We start from the raw sequence: 19,223 nt of genomic DNA, 5'->3' as shown, positions 1-19,223 counted from the left end.
TCCACGCTGTTTTGAAAGGTCGACGGGCACGTCCGTGATGCGCCACCTGCGCAGTGTAACGATTTGCCAGGGGCTGATCTTGGCAAATTGCAGACCGTTAGCCGACAGCCGGAGGGCGGATAGGGGGCTACGACCAAGGCGCTGGTTGCCGCAAACCGGGCAATCTTGAATAATCGCCCAACTGAGAATGACTTGCAGAAGCTAATGACTCCCGTAGCTGTTGAGCCTCCCCGTATCCTGGCAATTGAAGACGACCCGGTGCTCGGTGCCTATGTGCATGAGCAGCTGGGGCGCTGCGGCTTTGCCGTGACCTGGTGCCAGAACGGCCAGGAAGGTCTGGGGATCGCGCGTCGGCAAGCCTTCGATGTGGTGTTGATGGACATCCTGTTACCGGGCATGGACGGCCTGGAGGTGCTGACCCACTTTCGCCGGAGTCACTCCACGCCGGTGCTGCTGATGTCGGCCCTGGGAGCAGAGGCCGATCGCATCAGTGGATTCCGCCTGGGCGCCGACGACTACTTGCCCAAGCCCTTCAGCATGGCCGAGCTGCGGGTACGCATCGAAGCCATCCTGCGGCGAGTGGCCCTGGACCGGCGGCCGACACCACCGAAACTCAGCAGCAGCGTGCAGAGCCTGCGTTTTGATGACGAGCTGTGTGACGTGTTCTTTGCCGAGCGCCCGGCCGGCCTTACCCGTAGCGAATACCGCCTGCTGGAAACCCTGCACCGCAACGTCGATGAGGTGCTGAGCAAGGCCTTCCTTTATCAGCATGTCCTGCAACGCGGGTATGCGGCCCACGATCGCAGTTTGGACATGCATGTCAGTCAGATACGTCGCAAGCTCAAGGCGCTGGGCTACAGCGAACGTGAAGTGCGTACGGTGTGGGGCAAGGGCTATGTGCTGAGTGCCTTCGATGAGCTGGTCTGATCTGCCGGGCCGGCACTCGCTGTTCTGGAAGCTGGCCTGCCTGCTGGTGGCGTTCTGTCTGTTGATGATCTGGTTGAGCTGGTCCTGGGGGCGCTATGTTGAGCAGAAGAACCTGTACCTCGCCGATGAAGCCCGGGCTACCTTGCGCAGTTACGCGCAGGAAGCGGAACAGGCCTGGAAGACCGGCCAGCATGCCGGCGTGGATGTCTGGATCCAGGCAATGGCAGGCCGTGAGAGCACCTGGGTCGGCGTCATCGGCAGTGATCTGCAAGCGCTGAGCAGCTACCCGCTGACAGCGGCCGAGGCTCAGCGCCTGACGTTCCTGCGGGGGGCGGATTGGCCGGTGAGCCGGCACAGTCGCGGGTTGCCCTGGCTGAAAATTCCGTTCCCCGATGATCCGTCTCTCGGCAGTCTGGTCATCGAGCTGCCGCAGCGTTTCATGCCCGGGCGATACCGGGTGTTCTGGCGCGTGATCACCAACGGCGTGATCCCCGGACTGTTCACGCTGCTGCTGTGCGTGGGCTTGTACCGCTTGTTGGTGGTGCCGCTCAATCAGTTGCGGGAGCAGGCCAATGCCTGGCGTGCGGAGCAGTTGAATGTGCGGCTGTGCACCGAGACCACTCAGCGCAAGGACGAGTTGGGGGAGTTGGGGCGAGCGTTCGATCAGATGTCCGAGCGGCTGCAAAGCACCGTGGCTGTGCAGCAGCAGTTGCTGCGGGACCTGTCCCACGAGTTGCGCACTCCCTTGAGTCGTCTGCGGGTGGCTTGCGACAGCGAGCAGAGCCTGGGGGCATTGCGTGAGCGCTTGTCCCGGGAAGTCGACGCCATGCAGCGCCTGGTGGAGGACAGCCTGCAACTGGCCTGGCTGGACACCGAGCGGGCGCCGCTGCCGGAGGAGCAGATTCAGGTCCAGGCCTTGTGGGAAATGCTCAGCGAGAACGCCTGCTTCGAGAGCGGCTGGTCCCCAGCGCAGTTGCGCTGTGATCTGCCGGCGGATTGCTGGGTGCGCGGGCATCTCAATACCCTGGCCCAGGCTCTGGAAAACATCCTGCGCAATGCCATCCGGCATTCGCCACCCGGGGCTCTGGTCATCCTCGATGGTCGACGTGACGCTGAATATTGGCATCTGTGGCTGGACGACCAAGGGCCGGGGGTAGCGGAAGAAGCGTTGGAGCGCATGTTCGATCCGTTTATCCGTCTGGACGGTTCACGGCCGGGAGATGGAGGTTTCGGCCTCGGCCTGAGCATTGCGCGCAATGCGGTGGAGCGCCAGGGAGGTCGTTTGTGGGCGCAGAACACGGCCCATGGCTTGCGTGTTCACATGCGCTTGCCGGCGGCTTGAGACGACCCTGTGCCGCCTTATATCAATAAGCCATAAGCCCCGCACTTTGCGTGATATGGCGCTTGGGCGTTTGCCGGTATGATAGGCGCCCCCGCAGTCTGGATTGCGAATACGCCATGACCTTGCAGTACCCAACCATCGCCGATTGCGTCGGCAACACCCCGCTGGTTCGTTTGCAGCGCCTGCCTGGCGCCACCAGCAATACCCTGCTGCTCAAGCTCGAGGGCAATAACCCGGCGGGTTCGGTCAAGGACCGCCCGGCACTGTCGATGATCACCCGCGCCGAGTTGCGTGGGCAGATCCAGGCCGGGGATACCCTGATCGAAGCGACGTCGGGCAACACCGGGATCGCCCTGGCCATGGCTGCCGCGATCAAGGGTTACAAGATGATCCTGATCATGCCCGACAACTCCAGCGCCGAGCGCAAGGCGGCAATGACCGCCTATGGTGCCGAGCTGATCCTGGTGAGCCAGGAAGAGGGCATGGAAGGCGCCCGTGACCTGGCCGAGCGGATGCAGGCCGAAGGCCGTGGCAAGGTGCTCGATCAGTTCGCCAACGGCGACAACCCGGAGGCCCACTACACTGGCACCGGTCCCGAAATCTGGCGCCAGACCCAGGGCAGCATCACCCACTTCATCAGCTCGATGGGCACCACCGGCACCATCATGGGCACTTCGCGCTATCTCAAAGAACAGAATCCCCTGGTGCAGATCGTGGGTCTGCAGCCGATGGAAGGCTCGGCGATTCCCGGCATTCGCCGCTGGCCCGAGGAGTACCTGCCGAAGATCTATCAGGCCAGCCGGGTCGATCGCATCGTCGATATGGCCCAGAGCGAAGCTGAAGACGTGACCCGGCGCCTGGCTCGGGAAGAGGGCATCTTCTGCGGCGTGTCTTCCGGTGGTGCGGTGGCGGCGATGCTGCGCCTGTCCCGGGAAGTGGAAAACGCGGTCATGGTCGCGATCATCTGTGACCGTGGCGATCGTTACCTGTCGACCGGCATTTTCGATGCGCCCAACTGATGGCTAAGCACGAGAGAGGCCTGCGCTTCCAGCCTGCGGGCGGTAGCCGGGCCCCACAGATTCCGGTGGGCAAGAAGCAGCGGTTGGCTATCCAGCGTCTGGCCAATGATGGCCGTGGCATTGCCTTTGTCGAAGGGCGTACCTGGTTCGTCAGCGGTGCCCTGGCCGGTGAAGAAGTCGAAGCTCGGGTGTTGGGCAGCCATGGCAAAGTGGTAGAGGCCCGTGCCGAGCGCATCTTCAACGCCAGTGATCTGCGTCGCCCGGCGGCCTGCGCCCACGCCGGGCGTTGCGGCGGTTGCAGTGTCCAGCACCTGCCCCATGCCGAACAGCTTGCCCTGAAACAGCGCATGCTCGCCGAGCAGTTGTCCAAGGTCGCGGGTGTCGAGCCCGAGGCCTGGGCCGCTCCCTTGAGCGGTCCCGAGTTCGGCTATCGGCGTCGCGCCCGGGTGGCGGTGCGCTGGGACGCCAAGGGCAAGCAACTTGAGGTGGGTTTCCGTGCTGCCGGTAGCCAGGACATTGTCGCCATCGATGATTGCCCGGTGCTGGTACAGGCTTTGCAACCTGTCATGAACCGTTTGCCCGCTATGCTGCGACGCTTGAGCAAGCCTCAGGCACTGGGGCATGTGGAGTTGTTCAGTGGTTCGGCGCTAGCGGTGCTGTTGCGCCATATGGCGCCGTTGTCCGAGAGCGACCTGACGATCCTCAAGGACTTCTGCGATTTCCATCAGGCGCAATTGTGGTTGCACGGTGAAGGTGAGCCGCAACCCTTTGATCCATCGCAGTCGCTGGGTTATCGCCTGGAGACCTGGGATCTGCACCTGGCGTATCGGCCGGGTGACTTCGTCCAGGTCAATGCGGGGGTCAATGAAGCGATGGTGGCCCAGGCTCTGGAGTGGCTCGCGCCGCAAGCTCAGGAGCGGGTGCTGGACCTGTTCTGCGGCCTGGGCAACTTCGCCTTGCCGCTGGCTCGGCAGGTGCGGGAAGTGGTGGCAGTGGAAGGCGTGGCGACCATGGTGGCGCGGGCCGCTGAAAATGCTGCCAGCAACAATTTGCATAACACGCGCTTTTTTCAAGCCGATTTATCCCAACCTCTGAGTGCTGCCGAGTGGGCTGATGAAGGCTTTTCTGCGGTACTCTTGGACCCACCCCGCGACGGTGCTTTCGAGGTGGTCCGCCACTTGGCGAGCCTGGGTGCCAAGCGGTTGGTGTACGTGTCATGCAATCCGGCAACTTTGGCTCGTGACACGGTCGAACTGATCAAGCAGGGCTATAGGTTAAAACGTGCCGGGATCCTCGATATGTTTCCTCAGACGGCGCATGTCGAGGCCATGGCGTTATTCGAAGCGAGCTAGGATGGCTTGTCTAATCCGACTGATCTTTCTGGTGTGGTTCGCTGGCCCTGCGAGCTGTGCCCGAGCGTTGAAGATCAGCGATTTGACGCATTGAATGTGCGTCGTAGGGAAGGTAAAGCAAGATGGTACAGGTGAGAGCGCACCAGCCGATCAACACCGACGGCAGTATCAATCTCGAGGCATGGCTTGATCATACGGTCAGCGTCGACATGGTACTGGACCGTGAAGCCTTGAAAGAGGCCTGCGAGTTCGCTCGTGAGGCCGAGCTACAACACATTGCCGCCAAAGGCCTGAGCTCTGAGGGCGTGTCGAGTTTCAGCACGGGCCTGGAGATCGCCGAGATCCTTGCTGATCTCAAACTGGACCAGGATTCCCTGGTCGCCGCGGTACTGTACCGCGGCGTCCGCGAGGGCCAGATCCAGTTGCCGGCGGTCAGCCAGCGTTTTGGTCCGGTGGTGGCCAAGCTGATCGATGGTGTGCTGCGCATGGCTGCCATCACCGCCAGTCTCAGTCCTCGCCAGTCCCTGGTACTCGGCACTCAGGCGCAGGTTGAGAACCTGCGCAAGATGCTGGTGGCCATGGTCGATGACGTGCGGGTGGCGCTGATCAAGCTGGCGGAGCGGACCTGTGCCATTCGTGCGGTGAAAAGCGCCGACGAAGAGAAGCGCAATCGAGTGGCCCGGGAAGTCTTTGACATCTACGCGCCCCTGGCTCATCGCCTGGGCATCGGCCATATCAAGTGGGAGCTGGAGGATCTGTCCTTCCGGTACCTGGAGCCCGAGCAATACAAGCAGATCGCCAAGCTCCTGCATGAGCGGCGCCTGGATCGCGAACGCTTCATCAGCGACGTGATGAACCAGCTGCAGAACGAACTGAAGGCCACTGGGGTCAACGCCGACATCAGTGGGCGGGCCAAACACATCTACTCCATCTGGCGCAAAATGCAGCGCAAGGGTCTGGAGTTCAGCCAGATCTACGATGTGCGCGCCGTGCGGGTGCTGGTGCCGGAAATGCGCGACTGCTACACCGCACTGGGCATCGTGCATACCTTGTGGCGGCATATTCCCAAGGAATTCGACGACTACATCGCCAACCCCAAGGAAAACGGCTATCGCTCGCTGCACACCGCGGTGATCGGCCCCGAGGGCAAGGTGCTGGAAGTGCAGATCCGCACCCACGCGATGCACGAGGAAGCGGAGCTGGGGGTGTGTGCCCACTGGAAGTACAAGGGCACCGACGTCAAGTCCGGCTCCAACCATTACGAAGAGAAAATCTCCTGGCTGCGTCAGGTGCTGGAATGGCACGAGGAGCTGGGGGACATCGGCGGCCTGGCCGAACAGCTGCGGGTGGATATCGAGCCGGATCGGGTGTACATCTTCACCCCCGACGGCCACGCCATCGACCTGCCCAAGGGCGCCACGCCGCTGGACTTCGCTTATCGGGTGCACACCGAGATCGGCCACAACTGCCGTGGCGCGAAGATCAACGGGCGCATCGTGCCCCTCAACTACAGCCTGCAGACCGGCGAGCAGGTGGAGATCATCACCAGCAAGCACGGCACCCCGAGTCGCGATTGGCTGAACCCGAACCTGGGTTACGTCACCACGTCCCGGGCGCGGGCGAAGATCGTCCACTGGTTCAAGCTGCAGGCTCGCGATCAGAACGTCGCCGCCGGCAAGACCCTGCTGGAACGCGAGCTGAATCGTCTCGACCTGCCTCAGGTGGACTTCGACAAGTTGGCCGACAAGGCCAACATGAAGACTGCCGAGGACATGTTCGCGGCTCTGGGTGCGGGCGATTTGCGCCTGGCGCAACTGGTCAACCTGGCCCAGCAACTGGTGGAGCCCGAGCGCGGCAACGAGCAGTTGGAGCTGATCCCGCGCAAGGCCGCCGGCTACAAGCCGGGCAAGCGTGGCGACATCCAGATCCAGGGGGTGGGCAACCTGATGACCCAGATGGCGGGTTGCTGCCAGCCGCTGCCGGGGGATGCGATCGTCGGTTACATCACCCAGGGCCGTGGCGTGAGCATTCACCGCCAGGACTGTGCCTCGGTGCTGCAACTGGCCGGGCGCGAGCCGGAGCGGATCATCCAGGTCAGCTGGGGGCCGGTGCCGGTGCTCACCTATCCGGTGGACATCATCATTCGCGCCTACGACCGTTCCGGCCTGCTGCGTGACGTGTCCCAGGTGCTGCTCAATGAGCGGATCAACGTACTGGCGGTCAATACGCGCTCGAACAAGGAGGACAACACTGCGTTGATGTCCTTGACCATCGAAATTCCGGGCTTGGATGCATTGGGACGTTTGCTGGGGCGCATCTCCCAGTTGCCGAACATCATCGAGACCCGGCGCAATCGAACCCCGTGATGCCCGCATGAAATGGATGAACTGATGTACAGCCTTGAAGACCTGCGCCACCTGATGGCGCGCCTGCGGGACCCGCAATACGGTTGCCCGTGGGACATCAAGCAGAACTACGCCAGTATCGTTCCCCATACCTTGGAGGAGGCCTATGAGGTCGCCGACGCCATCGAGCGCGGCGACTTCGACCACTTGCAGGGTGAGCTGGGCGATCTGCTGTTCCAGGTGGTGTATTACAGCCAGCTGGCCCGGGAGGAGGGGCGCTTCGAATTCGATGGGGTGGTGGACAGCATCACCCGCAAGCTGATTCGCCGGCATCCCCATGTATTCCCTACTGGCGACTTGTACGCGCCGCTGGATATCCCGCGGCTCAATGAGGAGCAGGTCAAGGAGCGCTGGGAGCAGATCAAGGCCGAGGAACGGGCAGAGAAGTCCGACGCTCCGCAGCAGCTGTCCCTGCTCGATGATGTGCCGGTGGCCCTGCCGGCCCTGTCCCGCGCGGCCAAGTTGCAAAAGCGCGCGGCGCAGGTCGGCTTCGACTGGCCGGACGCCCTGCCGGTGGTGGACAAGGTTCGTGAGGAACTGGACGAGGTGCTGGAGGCCATGGCCGACAACGACCCGGCAGCCATCACTGATGAAATCGGTGACTTGCTGTTTGTCGTGGTCAACCTGGCCAGGCACCTGAAGGTCGACCCGGAAACCGCCTTGCGCGGTGCCAATGCCAAGTTCGATCGGCGCTTCCGATTTATCGAGCAGGCATTGCGCGACACCGGCCGTCCCGTGGAAGATTGCACCCTCGAAGACTTGGACGCCCTGTGGGGTGAAGCCAAGCGTCAGGAAAAGAATTTGCCCAGCTGTGGCTGAGGCCGTTGCCTAAGTGAGTAAGCACCATGAGCCTTTCCCTTCGCGACCAGTTGCTCAAAGCAGGGCTGGTCAACCAAAAGCAGGCCAAGCAGGTCAGCAAAGACAAGCAGAAGCAGCAGCGCCTGGCCCATAAAGGCCAGATCGAACTCGATGACTCCCAGCAGCGCGCAGCCCAGGAAGCCATGGCCGAGAAGGTCAAGCGTGACCAGGAGCTCAATCGTCAGCAGCAGGAGAAGGCCGAGCAGAAGGCCCGTGCAGCGCAGATCAAGCAACTGATCGAAGTCTCGCGTCTGCCCAAGCTGAACACCGAGGATTACTACAACTTCGTCGACGACAAGAAGGTCAAGCGTCTGTCGGTGAACACCCTGATGCGCAACAAGCTCAGCAGTGGCTCCCTGGCCATCGTTCACCACGGTGGTGGTTACGAGGTGATTCCGCGGGAGGCGGCGCTGAAGATTCAGGAGCGCGATCCGCGGCGTATCGTACAGCTCAATACTCCCACCGAGGCGCCGGATGAGGATGATCCATACGCGGCCTATCAGATCCCTGATGATCTGATGTGGTAAGCATCCGGTAACGACCAACCCCGCTCATGGCGGGGTTGGTCGTTTATGGGGGGCAGGTAGGAATCCGCGTGGAGATCCCGGTGCTCCTGCGCTGACGTTGAGTCAGGAACGCTGAGGCGTGCGGTTCTGCTCGAGTTTTTCCAGTTCAGCCTTGTAGCTGTGGGCGTCGCTCTCGGAGTGGAACATGCCCACCAGCATGTCTTGTTGATGTACATCCCAGATCCGTACACCCGCGGCTACGCCTTCATGGGACATATGTGAATCGTCGCGTTCAGTTACTTTTACAGTCATCTGCTAGCTCCAATCTCGGTTGATCTGCAGCAAGGCGTGTGCAGGGCTCTTTTATATATTTTGTTAGCTTGCTAAGTAAATTGCCTGGATCTGCAACAGACCTTTGCAGGATCGGCGACAATCCCGCAGGCCGCGAAAACCGTGACATTTCGCCGCAGTCGGCGAAGTTTCATGACAAAAGTTTCATCTAGGAGGGCTTGCCCCGGCGTCTGGCAGGCGGACATGGAGTGACATTTCAAGCAAAAAAAAGCCCCGCTTTCGCGAGGCTTTGATCGTGCTGCGGCTTAACTGCCTTTGACTGTCTTGCCGTTGACGGTGCCGTTGAGGAGCATGATGTTGTACTCCTTGCCGTCGGTTTCCACCTGTTGCAGGCGTACCAGCAGGTAATCCCAGTCCTTGGCGAACCACATCACGGTGATGCGTTTGCTCTGTGTCGGGTCGCGCACGCGCTCGACCTTGATCGCATCGATCTGGCCGGCCTTGGTGTCGACCTTCTCCGAGCCCAGGACGCGGAAGTCATAGGTGTCGACTTCACCGCCATCGACCACTTGATAGCTCATGGTCTTCTTGCCGGCGGCTACGTCATGCTGCAGGGCCAGCTGGTAGGTGGATTTGTCCACCATGCCGGTATTCAGAGGCAGCTTGACCGCATCGCCGCGGTCGGTGCCGGTGACCATCTTCGCGCTCCAGTCGAAGTCCAGGTCGGCTTTCTTGGCCTTGCCCAGACCACCGCGTTCGAAGTGATAGGACTGGGGCACCAGGGTGTCCTTGTCCAGGGTCAGGGTGCTTTCTTCACTCAGGCTGGCGATCATCATCGATGCCTTGAAGCTGAGTTTCCACGTGCCGTTGGCGGTTTTTTCCAGGCTGCGTTCAGCTGTGCCGCTCATGGGCAACTGCTTCCAGTCGGCGGTATAGCTGGCGGAGAACGGTTGAAGGTCTGCCGCCTGCACAACCGGCAGGGCGAACAGAGCACAAGCGAAGAGCAGGGCGCGACGCATAAAATCTCCTAGGTTCGAATCAAATAGCCGCTGGCGGCCAGTAATTGACCATCCAGTAAAGCACCCTGATCGCCGAGCGTCAGCCGACCTTCGGCAAACCAGCGTACGGCCATGGGGTAAATCCGGTGTTCCTGGACGTGCACTCGCTGCGCCAGGCTTTGCGGCGAGTCGTGCAACTCTACCGGGATCACAGCCTGTACGACCAGAGGCCCGCCATCGAGTTCCTCGGTGACGAAGTGCACACTGCAACCGTGCTCGGTATCTCCGGCCTCCAGCGCCCGCTGATGAGTGTGTAACCCTTTATATTTGGGTAGCAGCGAGGGATGGATATTCAACAGGCGGCCCTGGTAGTGGCGGACGAATCCAGCGCTGAGAATGCGCATGAACCCGGCCAGTACCACCAGTTTTGGTTGGAAGGTATCGATCAGCTCGATCAACCCCTGGTCGAAGGCCTCGCGGCCTTCGAAGGTGGTGTGATCAAGGAAGCGGGTAGCGATACCCGCTTCCTTGGCGCGCTGCAGGCCATAGGCGTCAGCGCGGTTGGAGATCACGGCAGCGATGCGAAACGGACTGTCGTCGGTCCGCGCGTTGTCGATCAGGGCTTGCAGGTTACTGCCGGTGCCGGACAGCAGCACCACAACATCACAGGTCGGCGACATCCGCTCTTGCATCAGTGGGCCTTGAGGTTCTTCAGCTCAACCTGGGCCGCGCCTTCGGCTGCGGTGGCGATTTGGCCAATGACCCAAGGCTGCTCGCCAGCTTCGCGCAGAACATTCAGGGCGTTTTCGACCTGGTCCTGGGCGACGCAGATGACCATGCCCACGCCACAGTTCAGTACGCGGTGCATTTCGTGTTCGTCGACGTTGCCTTGCTCTTGCAGCCAGTCGAAGACCGCCGGACGTTTCCAGCTCGCCACATCGACCACCGCCTGGGCGCCTTTTGGCAGCACGCGCGGGATGTTGTCCAGCAGGCCGCCGCCGGTAATGTGGGCCATGGCCTTGACCGCGCCGGTGTCCTTGATCAGCTTGAGCAGCGGCTTGACGTAGATGCGGGTCGGGGCCATCAGCAGGTCGGTCAGTGGCTTGCCGTCCAGCTGGATGCTTTCGATGTCGGCACCGGATACTTCGATGATCTTGCGGATCAGCGAGTAGCCGTTGGAGTGCGGGCCGGAAGACGGCAGGGCCAGCAGGGCGTCACCGGCGGCGACTTTCGAGCCGTCGATGATTTCGGCTTTTTCCACCACGCCGACGCAGAAACCGGCCAGGTCGTAGTCTTCGCCCTCGTACATGCCTGGCATTTCAGCGGTTTCGCCGCCCACCAGGGAGCAGCCGGACAGTTCGCAGCCGGCGCCGATGCCGGTCACTACCTGGGCTGCGGTGTCGACGTTGAGCTTGCCGGTGGCGTAGTAGTCGAGGAAGAACAGCGGTTCGGCGCCGCAGACCACCAGATCGTTGACACACATGGCCACCAGGTCGATGCCGATGCTGTCGTGCTTGTTCAGGTTCAGGGCCAGGCGCAGCTTGGTGCCGACGCCGTCAGTACCGGAAACCAGTACAGGCTGCTTGTAGCCGGCCGGGATTTCGCAGAGGGCGCCGAAACCGCCCAGGCCGCCCATGACTTCCGGGCGCGCAGTGCGCTTGGCGACGCTCTTGATGCGTTCGACCAATGCTTCACCGGCGTCGATGTCTACACCGGCGTCTTTGTAGCTCAGGGAGGGTTGCTTGCTCATGATCCAGGCCTTTAGGGGGGATTCAGGGGGTATCGACCGAACCAGAGAGCCTGCTGAAACACTGCAAAAGGGTTTCAGGGTGCCCAGCTGATGCCGGTCTGCGAAGGCGCGCGATTTTATCAGGCTTGAGGGGCAGCGGCCATCCTCGGGCCGACGGGTAGAGGCATATCCGGTTAAAAAAACTGCGATTGGCCGTGTTGGTGCCCCTGCCCATGCCTGTATAAGGTATAGCGCTCAAGTGGCTATCGTTATGACAGTGCGAAAACAATCGGGCGACGGGTGAATGTTTTGCCGGGGCTTGTGGTCACAGCCTTGCTCGCAGCGGTTCATGCGTACTGTTTCAATCGTTTTTTGTCGTCGGGAATCTTCCATGCGTCTGGGTAAATTTCTATTTGTGGGCTGTTTGTCATTGGTCAGCCTGGCGAGTCATGCCGAAACCCTCAATGGCTTGTATCAGGTGCGTGAGCCGGTGAGCAGCCAGTCGCCCGAAGAGCGCAACCAGGCGACCCAGCGAGCACTGGAAACCCTGGTGCTGCGTCTCACTGGTGACGCCAAGGCTGCGCAGGGTCCCGGTCTGGCAGCGATCCGCAAGGACCCGCAGCAGATCATCAGTCAGTACGGTTATGACGCCGGGCCGCCGGAAAGCTTGCAGGTGGACTTCGATCCGGTCAGTACCGATCGTGCCCTGCGTCAGGCGGGGTTGCCATTGTGGGGAAGCAATCGGCCGTCGATCCTCGGTTGGTGGCTGAGTGACTCAACCGAAGGCTCGAGCCTGGTCGGGGATGGCCAGGCCAGTGCCGCGCCCCTGCGGCGAGCCGCTCAGCATCGTGGCCTGCCTCTGCGTTTGCCTCTTGGCGACCTGGATGAGCAGATCGTCGCGACGGCGCCGAATCTCGAAGGCGCCGATCCGACTCCGCTGCGTGAAGCTTCCGAGCGCTACGGCGCAGATGCGCTGTTGGCGGTACATGCTCGTGAAGAGGGCGGCCAATGGCAGGCCAAGTGGCGGTTGTGGCTTGGCGATCAGAAAGAGCAAGGCACTGTTCAGGGGGCTGATACCGCCGCCCTGGCAGATGGCGTGTTGCTTGCGGTGAGTCAGCGTCTGGCACCGCGTTTCGTTACCCGTCCCGGTGTTTCCAGTGAGCAGTTGCTGGAAGTGCAGGGCATGACCCTGGAGCACTATGCCGCCTTGGGGCACCTTTTGGAGCCTTTCGGTGCGCAGTTGCAGAGTATCGACGGTGACCGGGTCGTCTATCGGGTCAATGGCAGCGCGGAGCAACTGCGGGCGCAGTTGTCCCTGGCCAAGCTGCAAGAGATCCCGGCTGATGAGGTGCCGGCTCCCCAGGTGTCTGTGCAAGGCGGGCAAGGCACCGCGCCGGTCGCAGCGCCTGCGACACCGGCACAGTTGCGTTTTCGTTGGTAGCAGGTTGATTTCCTTCTATATAGAAGCAGGAGTGGTTTATGGCTGATACGCGTCGTTGGGTCTGGTTGGGTGGAGTGCTCCTGGTTTGTGGGTTGGTTTACCTGCTGCACCCGATCCTGAGTCCGTTCCTGGTGGCGCTGTTGCTGGCCTATCTGTTCGACCCCTTGGTGGATCGCCTGGAAAAATGGGGGCTGTCCCGTACCTGGGGTGTGGTGGCTGTGTTTGCGCTGTTCACCCTGATCGTGATGACGCTGCTGCTGGTATTGGTGCCGATGCTGGCCAAGCAGTTGCTGCGATTGTATGAATTGGCGCCGCAAATGCTCGACTGGATGCAGCACTCGGCAATGCCCTGGGTGCAGTCCCGGCTGGGGTTGGCGGATGGCTTCTGGAAGTTCGACAAGGTCAAGGCTGCCATCAGTGAGCATATGGGGCAGACCACGGACATCGTGGGTGTGGTGCTGAGCCAGGCCACGGCTTCGGGGTTGGCGCTGATCGGCTGGCTGGCCAACCTGGTACTGATCCCGGTGGTCAGCTTCTACCTGCTGCGGGACTGGGATCTGATGATGGCCAAGATCCGGAGCCTGTTGCCGCGCAATCGCGAGGAGCGGGTGATGTCCCTGGCGGGTGAGTGTCATGAGGTGCTGGGGGCATTTGTCCGCGGGCAATTGCTGGTGATGCTGGCTCTCGGGGTGATCTATGCGGCAGGGCTGATGTTGGTAGGGCTCGAGCTGGGCTTGTTGATCGGCCTGATTGCCGGTTTGGCAGCGATCGTGCCGTACATGGGCTTTGTCATAGGCATTGGAGCTGCGCTGATAGCCGGTCTGTTCCAGTTTGGTGGCGACCTGTACCCGATGCTCGGCATCGTTGCGGTATTCATGGTCGGGCAGGCGCTGGAGGGGATGGTGCTGACGCCGTTGCTGGTAGGTGATCGCATTGGTCTGCATCCGGTGGCGGTAATCTTTGCCATTCTTGCGGGTGGCGAGCTGTTCGGGTTTACCGGGGTGCTGCTGGCTCTGCCGGTGGCTGCGGTGATCATGGTGCTCGTACGCCATGTGCATGACCTGTACAAGGACTCGGACATCTACAGTGGTGCTGAAGACCCCGAACTGTAGGCGGGCAAAAGGCTCGACGAGCAGGGGCGCCCATTCATGACTGTCCATCTGTTGCTGTCCGGGCTGTCAAAGAATCCCCTTTGCCCCGCTTCGGCTGACGCAAACCTTTGATTTTGCTTGTGGTCTGCTGCATTGTGCGCTCGGCGTCACGGGTATAAACTTTGCAAACTTTACACAGAGGCCACTAACGGTTCCTTTGGAACTGTTCAGTCAGCATGAAACCGATTCAGCTGCCCCTAGGTGTGCGTCTGCGTGATGACGCCACCTTCATCAACTACTATCCAGGCGCCAATGCCGCTGCACTCGGCTACGTCGAGCGCCTATGCGAAGCCGACGCCGGTTGGACCGAAAGCCTGATCTACCTCTGGGGCAAGGACGGTGTAGGCCGTACGCACTTGCTGCAGGCGGCGTGTTTGCGTTTCGAGCAGTTGGGGGAGCCTGCGGTTTACCTGCCGCTGGCAGAGTTGCTGGATCGTGGTATCGAGATTCTCGACAATCTTGAACAGTACGAATTGGTTTGCCTGGATGATCTACAGGCGGTGGCCGGCAAGGCCGATTGGGAAGAGGCGCTGTTCCATCTGTTCAATCGCTTGCGTGACAGTGGTCGACGCTTGCTGATCGCGGCCTCGACCTCACCCCGGGAGTTGCCGGTGAAACTGGCGGACTTGAAGTCCCGTCTGACCCTGGCGCTGATATTCCAGATGCGTCCGCTCTCTGATGAAGATAAATTGCGTGCCCTGCAACTGCGTGCGTCCCGTCGTGGGCTGCATCTGACCGATGAAGTCGGGCATTTTATTCTGACTCGCGGGACTCGCAGCATGAGTGCACTTTTCGAGTTGCTCGAGCGCCTTGATCAGGCCTCATTGCAAGCTCAGCGCAAGCTGACCATTCCTTTCCTGAAAGAGACTCTGGGCTGGTAAAACCAAGGCCTGCAGCGCTTTGCTGGAAGGCGTTCGGCATATTTCAGGCGTCAGAAAACGCACCTTTGGAAGGGTTTCCAGAGGCGGGCGGACTTAAAATGGGCTTAAAGCCTTAGATGTACGGAAGAAACTCATAAGTCACATTCTGATCGATTGAATTTGCAAATGAGGGCGATAGAAGGCATAGTCGCGTCTTCTTTTATTTCAAGCCACGGTCGTGCCCATGCTAAATCGCTTCGCACCCCTCGTGCCTCTCGCACTCGTTACCCTGTTGTTTGGTTGCGCTTCTCACACCCCTGTGTCTCAGCAGCAACCCGTGCAACAGGCTCAAGTCTCCGCAAAAAACCAGTCTTCCGCTGTTTACCAGGAAGAGCTGGCAACTGAAAAGGAACTGGCAGAGTTCTCTGACAGCAAGCCTTACCAGTTGCCAGTTCTGGCTGACAGCATCCTTGAGCGCGGCATGTCCCTGATCGGTACCCGTTACCGTTTCGGCGGTACCTCGGAAGCCGGCTTCGATTGCAGCGGTTTCATTGGTTATCTGTTTCGCGAAGAGGCGGGCATGAATCTGCCGCGCTCCACTCGCGAAATGATCAACGTCAAGGCTCCTCTGGTAGCGCGTAACAACCTCAAGCCGGGCGATCTGCTGTTCTTCAGCACCAACGGTCGCGGGCGCGTCAGCCACGCCGGTATCTATCTGGGGGATGATCAGTTCATCCACTCCAGCAGCCGTCGCAGTGGCGGCGTGCGAGTAGACAGCCTGGGTGATAGCTATTGGAGCAAGACCTTCATCGAAGCCAAGCGAGCCCTCGCCATGGCACCGACTGTGGTCACTGCACGTAAATAAGCTGACTGTTTGTAGGGCGAAGTTAAAGTCTTACTTGAAGTTTGGCGTGTAGGCGCTAGAATCCTGATCTATTGTTGAAACTAACCGCGTAAGCCCTGCTTACGCGGTTTTGTTTTCAGTACCACGGCAGAGAAAGCCGCATCCCGATCAGGATTGTTCAGCTTATGTCGACCTCGGCCCGTTTCGCGCTTATTGCCCTCGCTGCACTGCTCAGTGCTTGCGCCAGTCGTACACCGCCTCCGGCGCCTGTGGTACGTGCTCCTGTATTCAATTCCTCCCAGGCCTTTTCTCCGGTTGCCGAAGACGTACTGTTTCGCGCCTTGGGTCTGGTAGGCACGCCCTATCGCTGGGGTGGCAATACACCGGACTCCGGATTCGATTGCAGCGGTTTGATTGGTTATGTCTACCGTGATGCGGCGGGTATTTCCTTGCCGCGCTCGACTCGGGAAATGATCGGCATGCAGGCGCCGGATGTGGGCAAGAATGCCTTGCAGACCGGTGACCTGATCTTCTTCGCCACCAATGGCGGTTCTCAGGTCAGCCATGCAGGGATCTATGTTGGCGAAGGGCGTTTCGTGCACGCCCCGGCCACAGGTGGCACCGTGAAGCTCGACAGTCTGTCCAAAGCCTATTGGCAGAAGGCCTACCTGAGCGCCAAGCGTGTACTGCAGCCGGAACATCTGGCGCACAACCCATAACACTTCTCCGGTCGAGGTGCTCGTGACTGCTCGTACCCTCAACCTCGACGATGCCCTTTATCAGTACCTGCTGGACGTTTCACTGCGTGAGACGCCCTTATTGCGTCGTTTGCGTGACGAAACCCAGGCGCTGCCCAATGCGCGCTGGCAGGTGGCGCCGGAGCAGGGGCAGTTCCTCGCGCTGCTGATCAAGCTGATCGGTGCTCGCCGCATCCTCGAGGTCGGGACCTTCACCGGCTATAGCGCCTTGTGCATGGCCCAGGCGCTGCCCGACGATGGTTTGTTGATCTGTTGTGATATTCCCGGCGATTACAATGCCACCGCCTGTCGTTACTGGAAGGACGCGGGAGTCGACCAGCGTATTGACCTGCGCCTGGCGCCCGCGCTGCAGACTCTGGCTGGCCTGGAGCAGGCGGGCCAGCTTGAGTCTTTCGATCTGATCTTTATCGATGCGGACAAGGCCAATTATCCAGCCTATCTGGAGTTTGCCCTGCGTTTACTGCGAGTTGGGGGCCTGGCGGTGTTCGACAACACGCTATGGAGCGGGCGAGTGCTGGAGGCGAATGCCGCCAGTGAGGATACCCGAGCCATCCAGACGCTCAATCGCGCCTTGAAGGATGACTCGCGTATCGACCTGTCGCTGCTTCCCTTGGGGGATGGCCTGACCCTGTGCCGCAAGCGTTGAACTCAGGGCGCTTTGGCGGCGGATACCCGCCAGATCTTGTTGCCGACGTCATCGGCGACCAATAGCCCCCCTTGCTGATCGATGACTACCCCGACCGGGCGTCCCAGGGCTTTTTCATCGGCATTGAGAAAGCCGCTGAGTACGTCGATCGGTTGTCCCTGGGGTTTGCCTGCACGGAAAGGCACGAATATCACCTTGTAGCCGCTGTAGGGCTTGCGGTTCCAGGAGCCGTGCTGGCCGATGAAGGCTCCTTCGGTAAAGGGCGCGGGAAGTCTGCTGCCTTCGGCGAAGGTCAGGCCCAGTGAGGCTGTATGCGGGCCCACGGCATAATCCGGGGCGATTGCCTTGCTCACCTGTTCGAGGTTTTGTGGCTTGACCCGCACGTCCACGTGTTGCCCGTAGTAACTGAAGGGCCAGCCATAAAAAGCCCCGTCCTTGACCGAGGTGATGTAGTCCGGAACCAGGTCGCTGCCTATTTCGTCGCGCTCATTGACGGCGGTCCATAGCGCTCCACTGACCGGCTCCCAGGCCAGGCCATTGGGGTTGCGCAGGCCGGTGGCGAACAGGCGATGCTTGCCGCTGGCTCGATCCACTTCCCAGATGGCTGCACGGCCTTCTTCTTTATCCAGGCCGTTTTCCCCAACGTTACTGTTCGAGCCGACGGTGACATACAGCTTGCTTGCGTCCTTGCTGGCGATGACGTTCTTGGTCCAGTGGTGGTTGAGTGTGCCGCCGGGGAGGTCGAGCACCTTGGTGGGGGCTGCGCTGATGTGGGTGTCACCGGCCTGATAGGGGAAGCGCAGCAGCTTGTCGGTGTCCGCTACATACAGATCATTGCCCACCAGGGTCATGCCGAATGGGGAGTTGAGGTTCTCCAGGAACAAGCTGCGGGTTTCGGCTACGCCGTCGTGATCCTGGTCTCGCAACAGGGTAATGCGATTGGCGCTGGGGACGGTTGCGCCGGCGCGGCCCATCACTTTTCCGGCGATCCAGCCGCGAATGCCCTGGCTGTCATCCGGCTTGGGCGGTGCATTGGTTTCAGCTACCAATACATCGCCATTGGGTAATACATACAGCCAGCGTGGGTGGTCGAGGTTTTCGGCGAAGGCGGCAACCTGTGTGCCGGCTGCTGCCGTGGGTTTTGCGCCCTCGGGCCAGCCGATGGCGGGGGCAATATTGACCGTGGGGATCAGCGTGGGATTGGGCTGCGGCAGTTTGGGGTTCGGTCCGGTGCCGTCCGAGACTTGCAGGCTTGAGGTTTCGCCGCAGGCGGTGAGGCCGGCGGCGATAGCGATAAGCAAGGTGTGTTGAAGCTTGAGCATGCTGATTTCCCTATGAGTGCACGAACGTCGTAGTCATAGAGGAGCATAGCCAGTCGATGGTTCCGCCTGATCAGCGGGCCTCCTTGAACAGTACGGCAATCCCCGGATAGTAGTGGCCGCTTTCGTTGTGCAGCTTGCGGTAGGCGTAGGGGAAGTACCAGGCTACGGCGCAGCAGTGCTCCTTTTGCAGTTCGTCCAGCATGTCCTGAAGTTCTTCGGGAGAGGCGCTGTGCTGGGCTTTTTGCGGGGCGACAAACAGGCAGCCAAGCCTCAGGTCGCTGGGGTAGCTGATCTTTCTGGCGTCACTGGCAATGTCCAGCAATGGCTGGGTCAGGTGCAGGCTGTTGACCCGCGGCCAGCGCTGGGTGCTCTGGATATAGGCGCGTTCGTCCTTGGTGGCCAGGTACAGGTCGGTACGAGCGTTGCGGGCGCCGTCTTCCTGTTGCTTCTTGCTGGGGCTGTGTTCCAGGCTGATCATCTCCGCCATCCAGGCCGCCGCAGAAAGCAATCCCAGGTTGGCCTTTTCATCGAACCAGTACGGGGTTTCGCTATCGCCGCGGACTGCGTTGTAGCGGTCAATGCAATCGAACCAGCGTTCCAGCATCGGGCGCAGGAATTCCAGCTTTGGATTGCTGATGATCATGCCTTGCATCGAGCTCACTCCTTATTGTTGTGCGGCAGGACCTTGGGTCCTGGGTTATGGCTTTTTGATATCACTGCTCTGAGTGTGGCACAAGATTGGCGTCAGTTTGTTGATGCAGTGCAGTTTTGTGT

Annotated in this window: 19 protein-coding genes; 13 read left to right on the top strand and 6 right to left on the bottom strand. The window is 60.7% G+C overall.

The window, feature by feature from the left end; genetic code table 11:
* Positions 1-204 precede the first annotated feature (204 nt).
* The 7 genes from DWF74_RS07480 (at position 205) to DWF74_RS07450 (ending at position 8,430) form a co-directional block, all read left to right on the top strand.
* Complete coding sequence (locus DWF74_RS07480; protein WP_102860737.1) at positions 205-927, top strand: response regulator transcription factor; 723 nt, start codon at positions 205-207, stop codon at positions 925-927.
* Positions 914-2,269, top strand: a complete 1,356-nt coding sequence (locus DWF74_RS07475; RefSeq protein WP_115580692.1) for a sensor histidine kinase — start codon at positions 914-916, stop codon at positions 2,267-2,269. Before DWF74_RS07480 ends, DWF74_RS07475 begins: the two co-directional genes overlap by 14 nt.
* A 116-nt stretch (positions 2,270-2,385) precedes the next feature.
* Positions 2,386-3,288, top strand: a complete 903-nt coding sequence (cysM, locus tag DWF74_RS07470) for a cysteine synthase CysM (protein WP_115580691.1) — start codon at positions 2,386-2,388, stop codon at positions 3,286-3,288.
* Entirely contained in the window at positions 3,288-4,640 is a 1,353-nt protein-coding gene (gene rlmD, locus DWF74_RS07465; RefSeq protein WP_102860740.1) for a 23S rRNA (uracil(1939)-C(5))-methyltransferase RlmD, read from the top strand. Before cysM ends, rlmD begins: the two co-directional genes overlap by 1 nt.
* Before the next feature lie 122 nt (positions 4,641-4,762).
* Entirely contained in the window at positions 4,763-7,006 is a 2,244-nt protein-coding gene (gene relA, locus DWF74_RS07460) for a GTP diphosphokinase (protein WP_102860741.1), read from the top strand.
* Positions 7,007-7,030: 24 nt separating this feature from the next.
* Complete coding sequence (gene mazG, locus DWF74_RS07455) at positions 7,031-7,864, top strand: nucleoside triphosphate pyrophosphohydrolase (protein ID WP_102860999.1); 834 nt, start codon at positions 7,031-7,033, stop codon at positions 7,862-7,864.
* Between the two features lie 26 nt (positions 7,865-7,890).
* Entirely contained in the window at positions 7,891-8,430 is a 540-nt protein-coding gene (locus DWF74_RS07450) for a DUF2058 domain-containing protein (RefSeq protein ID WP_060840548.1), read from the top strand.
* A 102-nt stretch (positions 8,431-8,532) separates the two neighbouring features.
* Here the strand turns inward: DWF74_RS07450 and DWF74_RS07445 are convergent, their stop codons facing one another.
* The 4 genes from DWF74_RS07445 to purM form a co-directional block, all read right to left on the bottom strand.
* Positions 8,533-8,721 (bottom strand): hypothetical protein, encoded by a 189-nt coding sequence (locus DWF74_RS07445; protein WP_115580690.1) that lies wholly within the window; start codon positions 8,719-8,721, stop codon positions 8,533-8,535.
* A gap of 284 nt (positions 8,722-9,005) precedes the next feature.
* Complete coding sequence (locus tag DWF74_RS07440) at positions 9,006-9,719, bottom strand: DUF3108 domain-containing protein (RefSeq protein ID WP_102860742.1); 714 nt, start codon at positions 9,717-9,719, stop codon at positions 9,006-9,008.
* 8 nt (positions 9,720-9,727) lie between these two features.
* Positions 9,728-10,378 carry a phosphoribosylglycinamide formyltransferase gene (gene purN, locus DWF74_RS07435; RefSeq protein WP_102861000.1) on the bottom strand — a complete coding sequence of 217 codons (651 nt, stop codon included), beginning with the start codon at positions 10,376-10,378 and terminating at the stop codon, positions 9,728-9,730.
* An 11-nt stretch (positions 10,379-10,389) separates the two neighbouring features.
* On the bottom strand, positions 10,390-11,448 hold the full coding sequence (purM, locus tag DWF74_RS07430; RefSeq protein WP_102860743.1) for a phosphoribosylformylglycinamidine cyclo-ligase: 1,059 nt from the start codon (positions 11,446-11,448) through the stop codon (positions 10,390-10,392).
* A gap of 370 nt (positions 11,449-11,818) precedes the next feature.
* Between purM and DWF74_RS07425 the strand changes: the two genes are divergently transcribed.
* From DWF74_RS07425 to DWF74_RS07400, 6 genes are all read left to right on the top strand, one after another.
* Positions 11,819-12,868, top strand: coding sequence for a DUF2066 domain-containing protein (locus tag DWF74_RS07425; protein WP_102860744.1), 1,050 nt, complete (start codon positions 11,819-11,821; stop codon positions 12,866-12,868).
* 38 nt (positions 12,869-12,906) lie between these two features.
* The gene (locus tag DWF74_RS07420) at positions 12,907-13,980 is read left to right on the top strand and encodes an AI-2E family transporter (RefSeq protein ID WP_102860745.1); all 1,074 of its coding nucleotides are present in this window, start codon (positions 12,907-12,909) and stop codon (positions 13,978-13,980) included.
* Positions 13,981-14,195: 215 nt separating this feature from the next.
* Complete coding sequence (gene hda, locus DWF74_RS07415) at positions 14,196-14,900, top strand: DnaA regulatory inactivator Hda (RefSeq protein WP_007898944.1); 705 nt, start codon at positions 14,196-14,198, stop codon at positions 14,898-14,900.
* Positions 14,901-15,123: 223 nt separating this feature from the next.
* A complete protein-coding gene (locus DWF74_RS07410; protein WP_102860746.1) occupies positions 15,124-15,744 on the top strand; it encodes a C40 family peptidase in 621 nt (206 codons plus the stop codon).
* Between the two features lie 164 nt (positions 15,745-15,908).
* On the top strand, positions 15,909-16,442 hold the full coding sequence (locus tag DWF74_RS07405) for a C40 family peptidase (protein WP_092311761.1): 534 nt from the start codon (positions 15,909-15,911) through the stop codon (positions 16,440-16,442).
* A gap of 22 nt (positions 16,443-16,464) precedes the next feature.
* The gene (locus tag DWF74_RS07400) at positions 16,465-17,127 is read left to right on the top strand and encodes a class I SAM-dependent methyltransferase (protein WP_115580689.1); all 663 of its coding nucleotides are present in this window, start codon (positions 16,465-16,467) and stop codon (positions 17,125-17,127) included.
* Between the two features lie 2 nt (positions 17,128-17,129).
* Here DWF74_RS07400 and DWF74_RS07395 read toward each other — a convergent pair whose 3' ends face one another.
* Entirely contained in the window at positions 17,130-18,449 is a 1,320-nt protein-coding gene (locus DWF74_RS07395; protein ID WP_115580688.1) for a PQQ-dependent sugar dehydrogenase, read from the bottom strand.
* Positions 18,450-18,519: 70 nt separating this feature from the next.
* Positions 18,520-19,101 (bottom strand): hypothetical protein, encoded by a 582-nt coding sequence (locus DWF74_RS07390; protein WP_115580687.1) that lies wholly within the window; start codon positions 19,099-19,101, stop codon positions 18,520-18,522.
* Positions 19,102-19,223: the final 122 nt, after the last annotated feature.

The organism is Pseudomonas protegens, assembly GCF_003363755.1.
In the GTDB taxonomy this organism is placed as follows: Bacteria; Pseudomonadota; Gammaproteobacteria; order Pseudomonadales; family Pseudomonadaceae; genus Aquipseudomonas; species Aquipseudomonas danubii.
Note: the sequence above shows the minus strand (reverse complement) of the source record. Positions and strands in the feature narration are given on the sequence as shown.

Bases quoted from the DNA above. Each gene is read 5' to 3' on its own strand.
- DWF74_RS07445 (WP_115580690.1), bottom strand. From the start codon at position 8,721: ATGACTGTAAAAGTAACTGAACGCGACGATTCACATATGTCCCATGAA.
- DWF74_RS07420 (WP_102860745.1), top strand. From the start codon at position 12,907: ATGGCTGATACGCGTCGTTGGGTCTGGTTGGGTGGAGTGCTCCTGGTT.
- DWF74_RS07475 (WP_115580692.1), top strand. From the start codon at position 914: ATGAGCTGGTCTGATCTGCCGGGCCGGCACTCGCTGTTCTGGAAGCTG.
- purN (WP_102861000.1), bottom strand. From the start codon at position 10,378: ATGTCGCCGACCTGTGATGTTGTGGTGCTGCTGTCCGGCACCGGCAGT.
- relA (WP_102860741.1), top strand. From the start codon at position 4,763: ATGGTACAGGTGAGAGCGCACCAGCCGATCAACACCGACGGCAGTATC.
- rlmD (WP_102860740.1), top strand. From the start codon at position 3,288: ATGGCTAAGCACGAGAGAGGCCTGCGCTTCCAGCCTGCGGGCGGTAGC.
- DWF74_RS07410 (WP_102860746.1), top strand. From the start codon at position 15,124: ATGCTAAATCGCTTCGCACCCCTCGTGCCTCTCGCACTCGTTACCCTG.
- DWF74_RS07390 (WP_115580687.1), bottom strand. From the start codon at position 19,101: ATGCAAGGCATGATCATCAGCAATCCAAAGCTGGAATTCCTGCGCCCG.
- purM (WP_102860743.1), bottom strand. From the start codon at position 11,448: ATGAGCAAGCAACCCTCCCTGAGCTACAAAGACGCCGGTGTAGACATC.
- DWF74_RS07425 (WP_102860744.1), top strand. From the start codon at position 11,819: ATGCGTCTGGGTAAATTTCTATTTGTGGGCTGTTTGTCATTGGTCAGC.
- DWF74_RS07480 (WP_102860737.1), top strand. From the start codon at position 205: ATGACTCCCGTAGCTGTTGAGCCTCCCCGTATCCTGGCAATTGAAGAC.
- DWF74_RS07395 (WP_115580688.1), bottom strand. From the start codon at position 18,449: ATGCTCAAGCTTCAACACACCTTGCTTATCGCTATCGCCGCCGGCCTC.
- cysM (WP_115580691.1), top strand. From the start codon at position 2,386: ATGACCTTGCAGTACCCAACCATCGCCGATTGCGTCGGCAACACCCCG.
- DWF74_RS07450 (WP_060840548.1), top strand. From the start codon at position 7,891: ATGAGCCTTTCCCTTCGCGACCAGTTGCTCAAAGCAGGGCTGGTCAAC.
- hda (WP_007898944.1), top strand. From the start codon at position 14,196: ATGAAACCGATTCAGCTGCCCCTAGGTGTGCGTCTGCGTGATGACGCC.
- DWF74_RS07440 (WP_102860742.1), bottom strand. From the start codon at position 9,719: ATGCGTCGCGCCCTGCTCTTCGCTTGTGCTCTGTTCGCCCTGCCGGTT.
- DWF74_RS07405 (WP_092311761.1), top strand. From the start codon at position 15,909: ATGTCGACCTCGGCCCGTTTCGCGCTTATTGCCCTCGCTGCACTGCTC.
- mazG (WP_102860999.1), top strand. From the start codon at position 7,031: ATGTACAGCCTTGAAGACCTGCGCCACCTGATGGCGCGCCTGCGGGAC.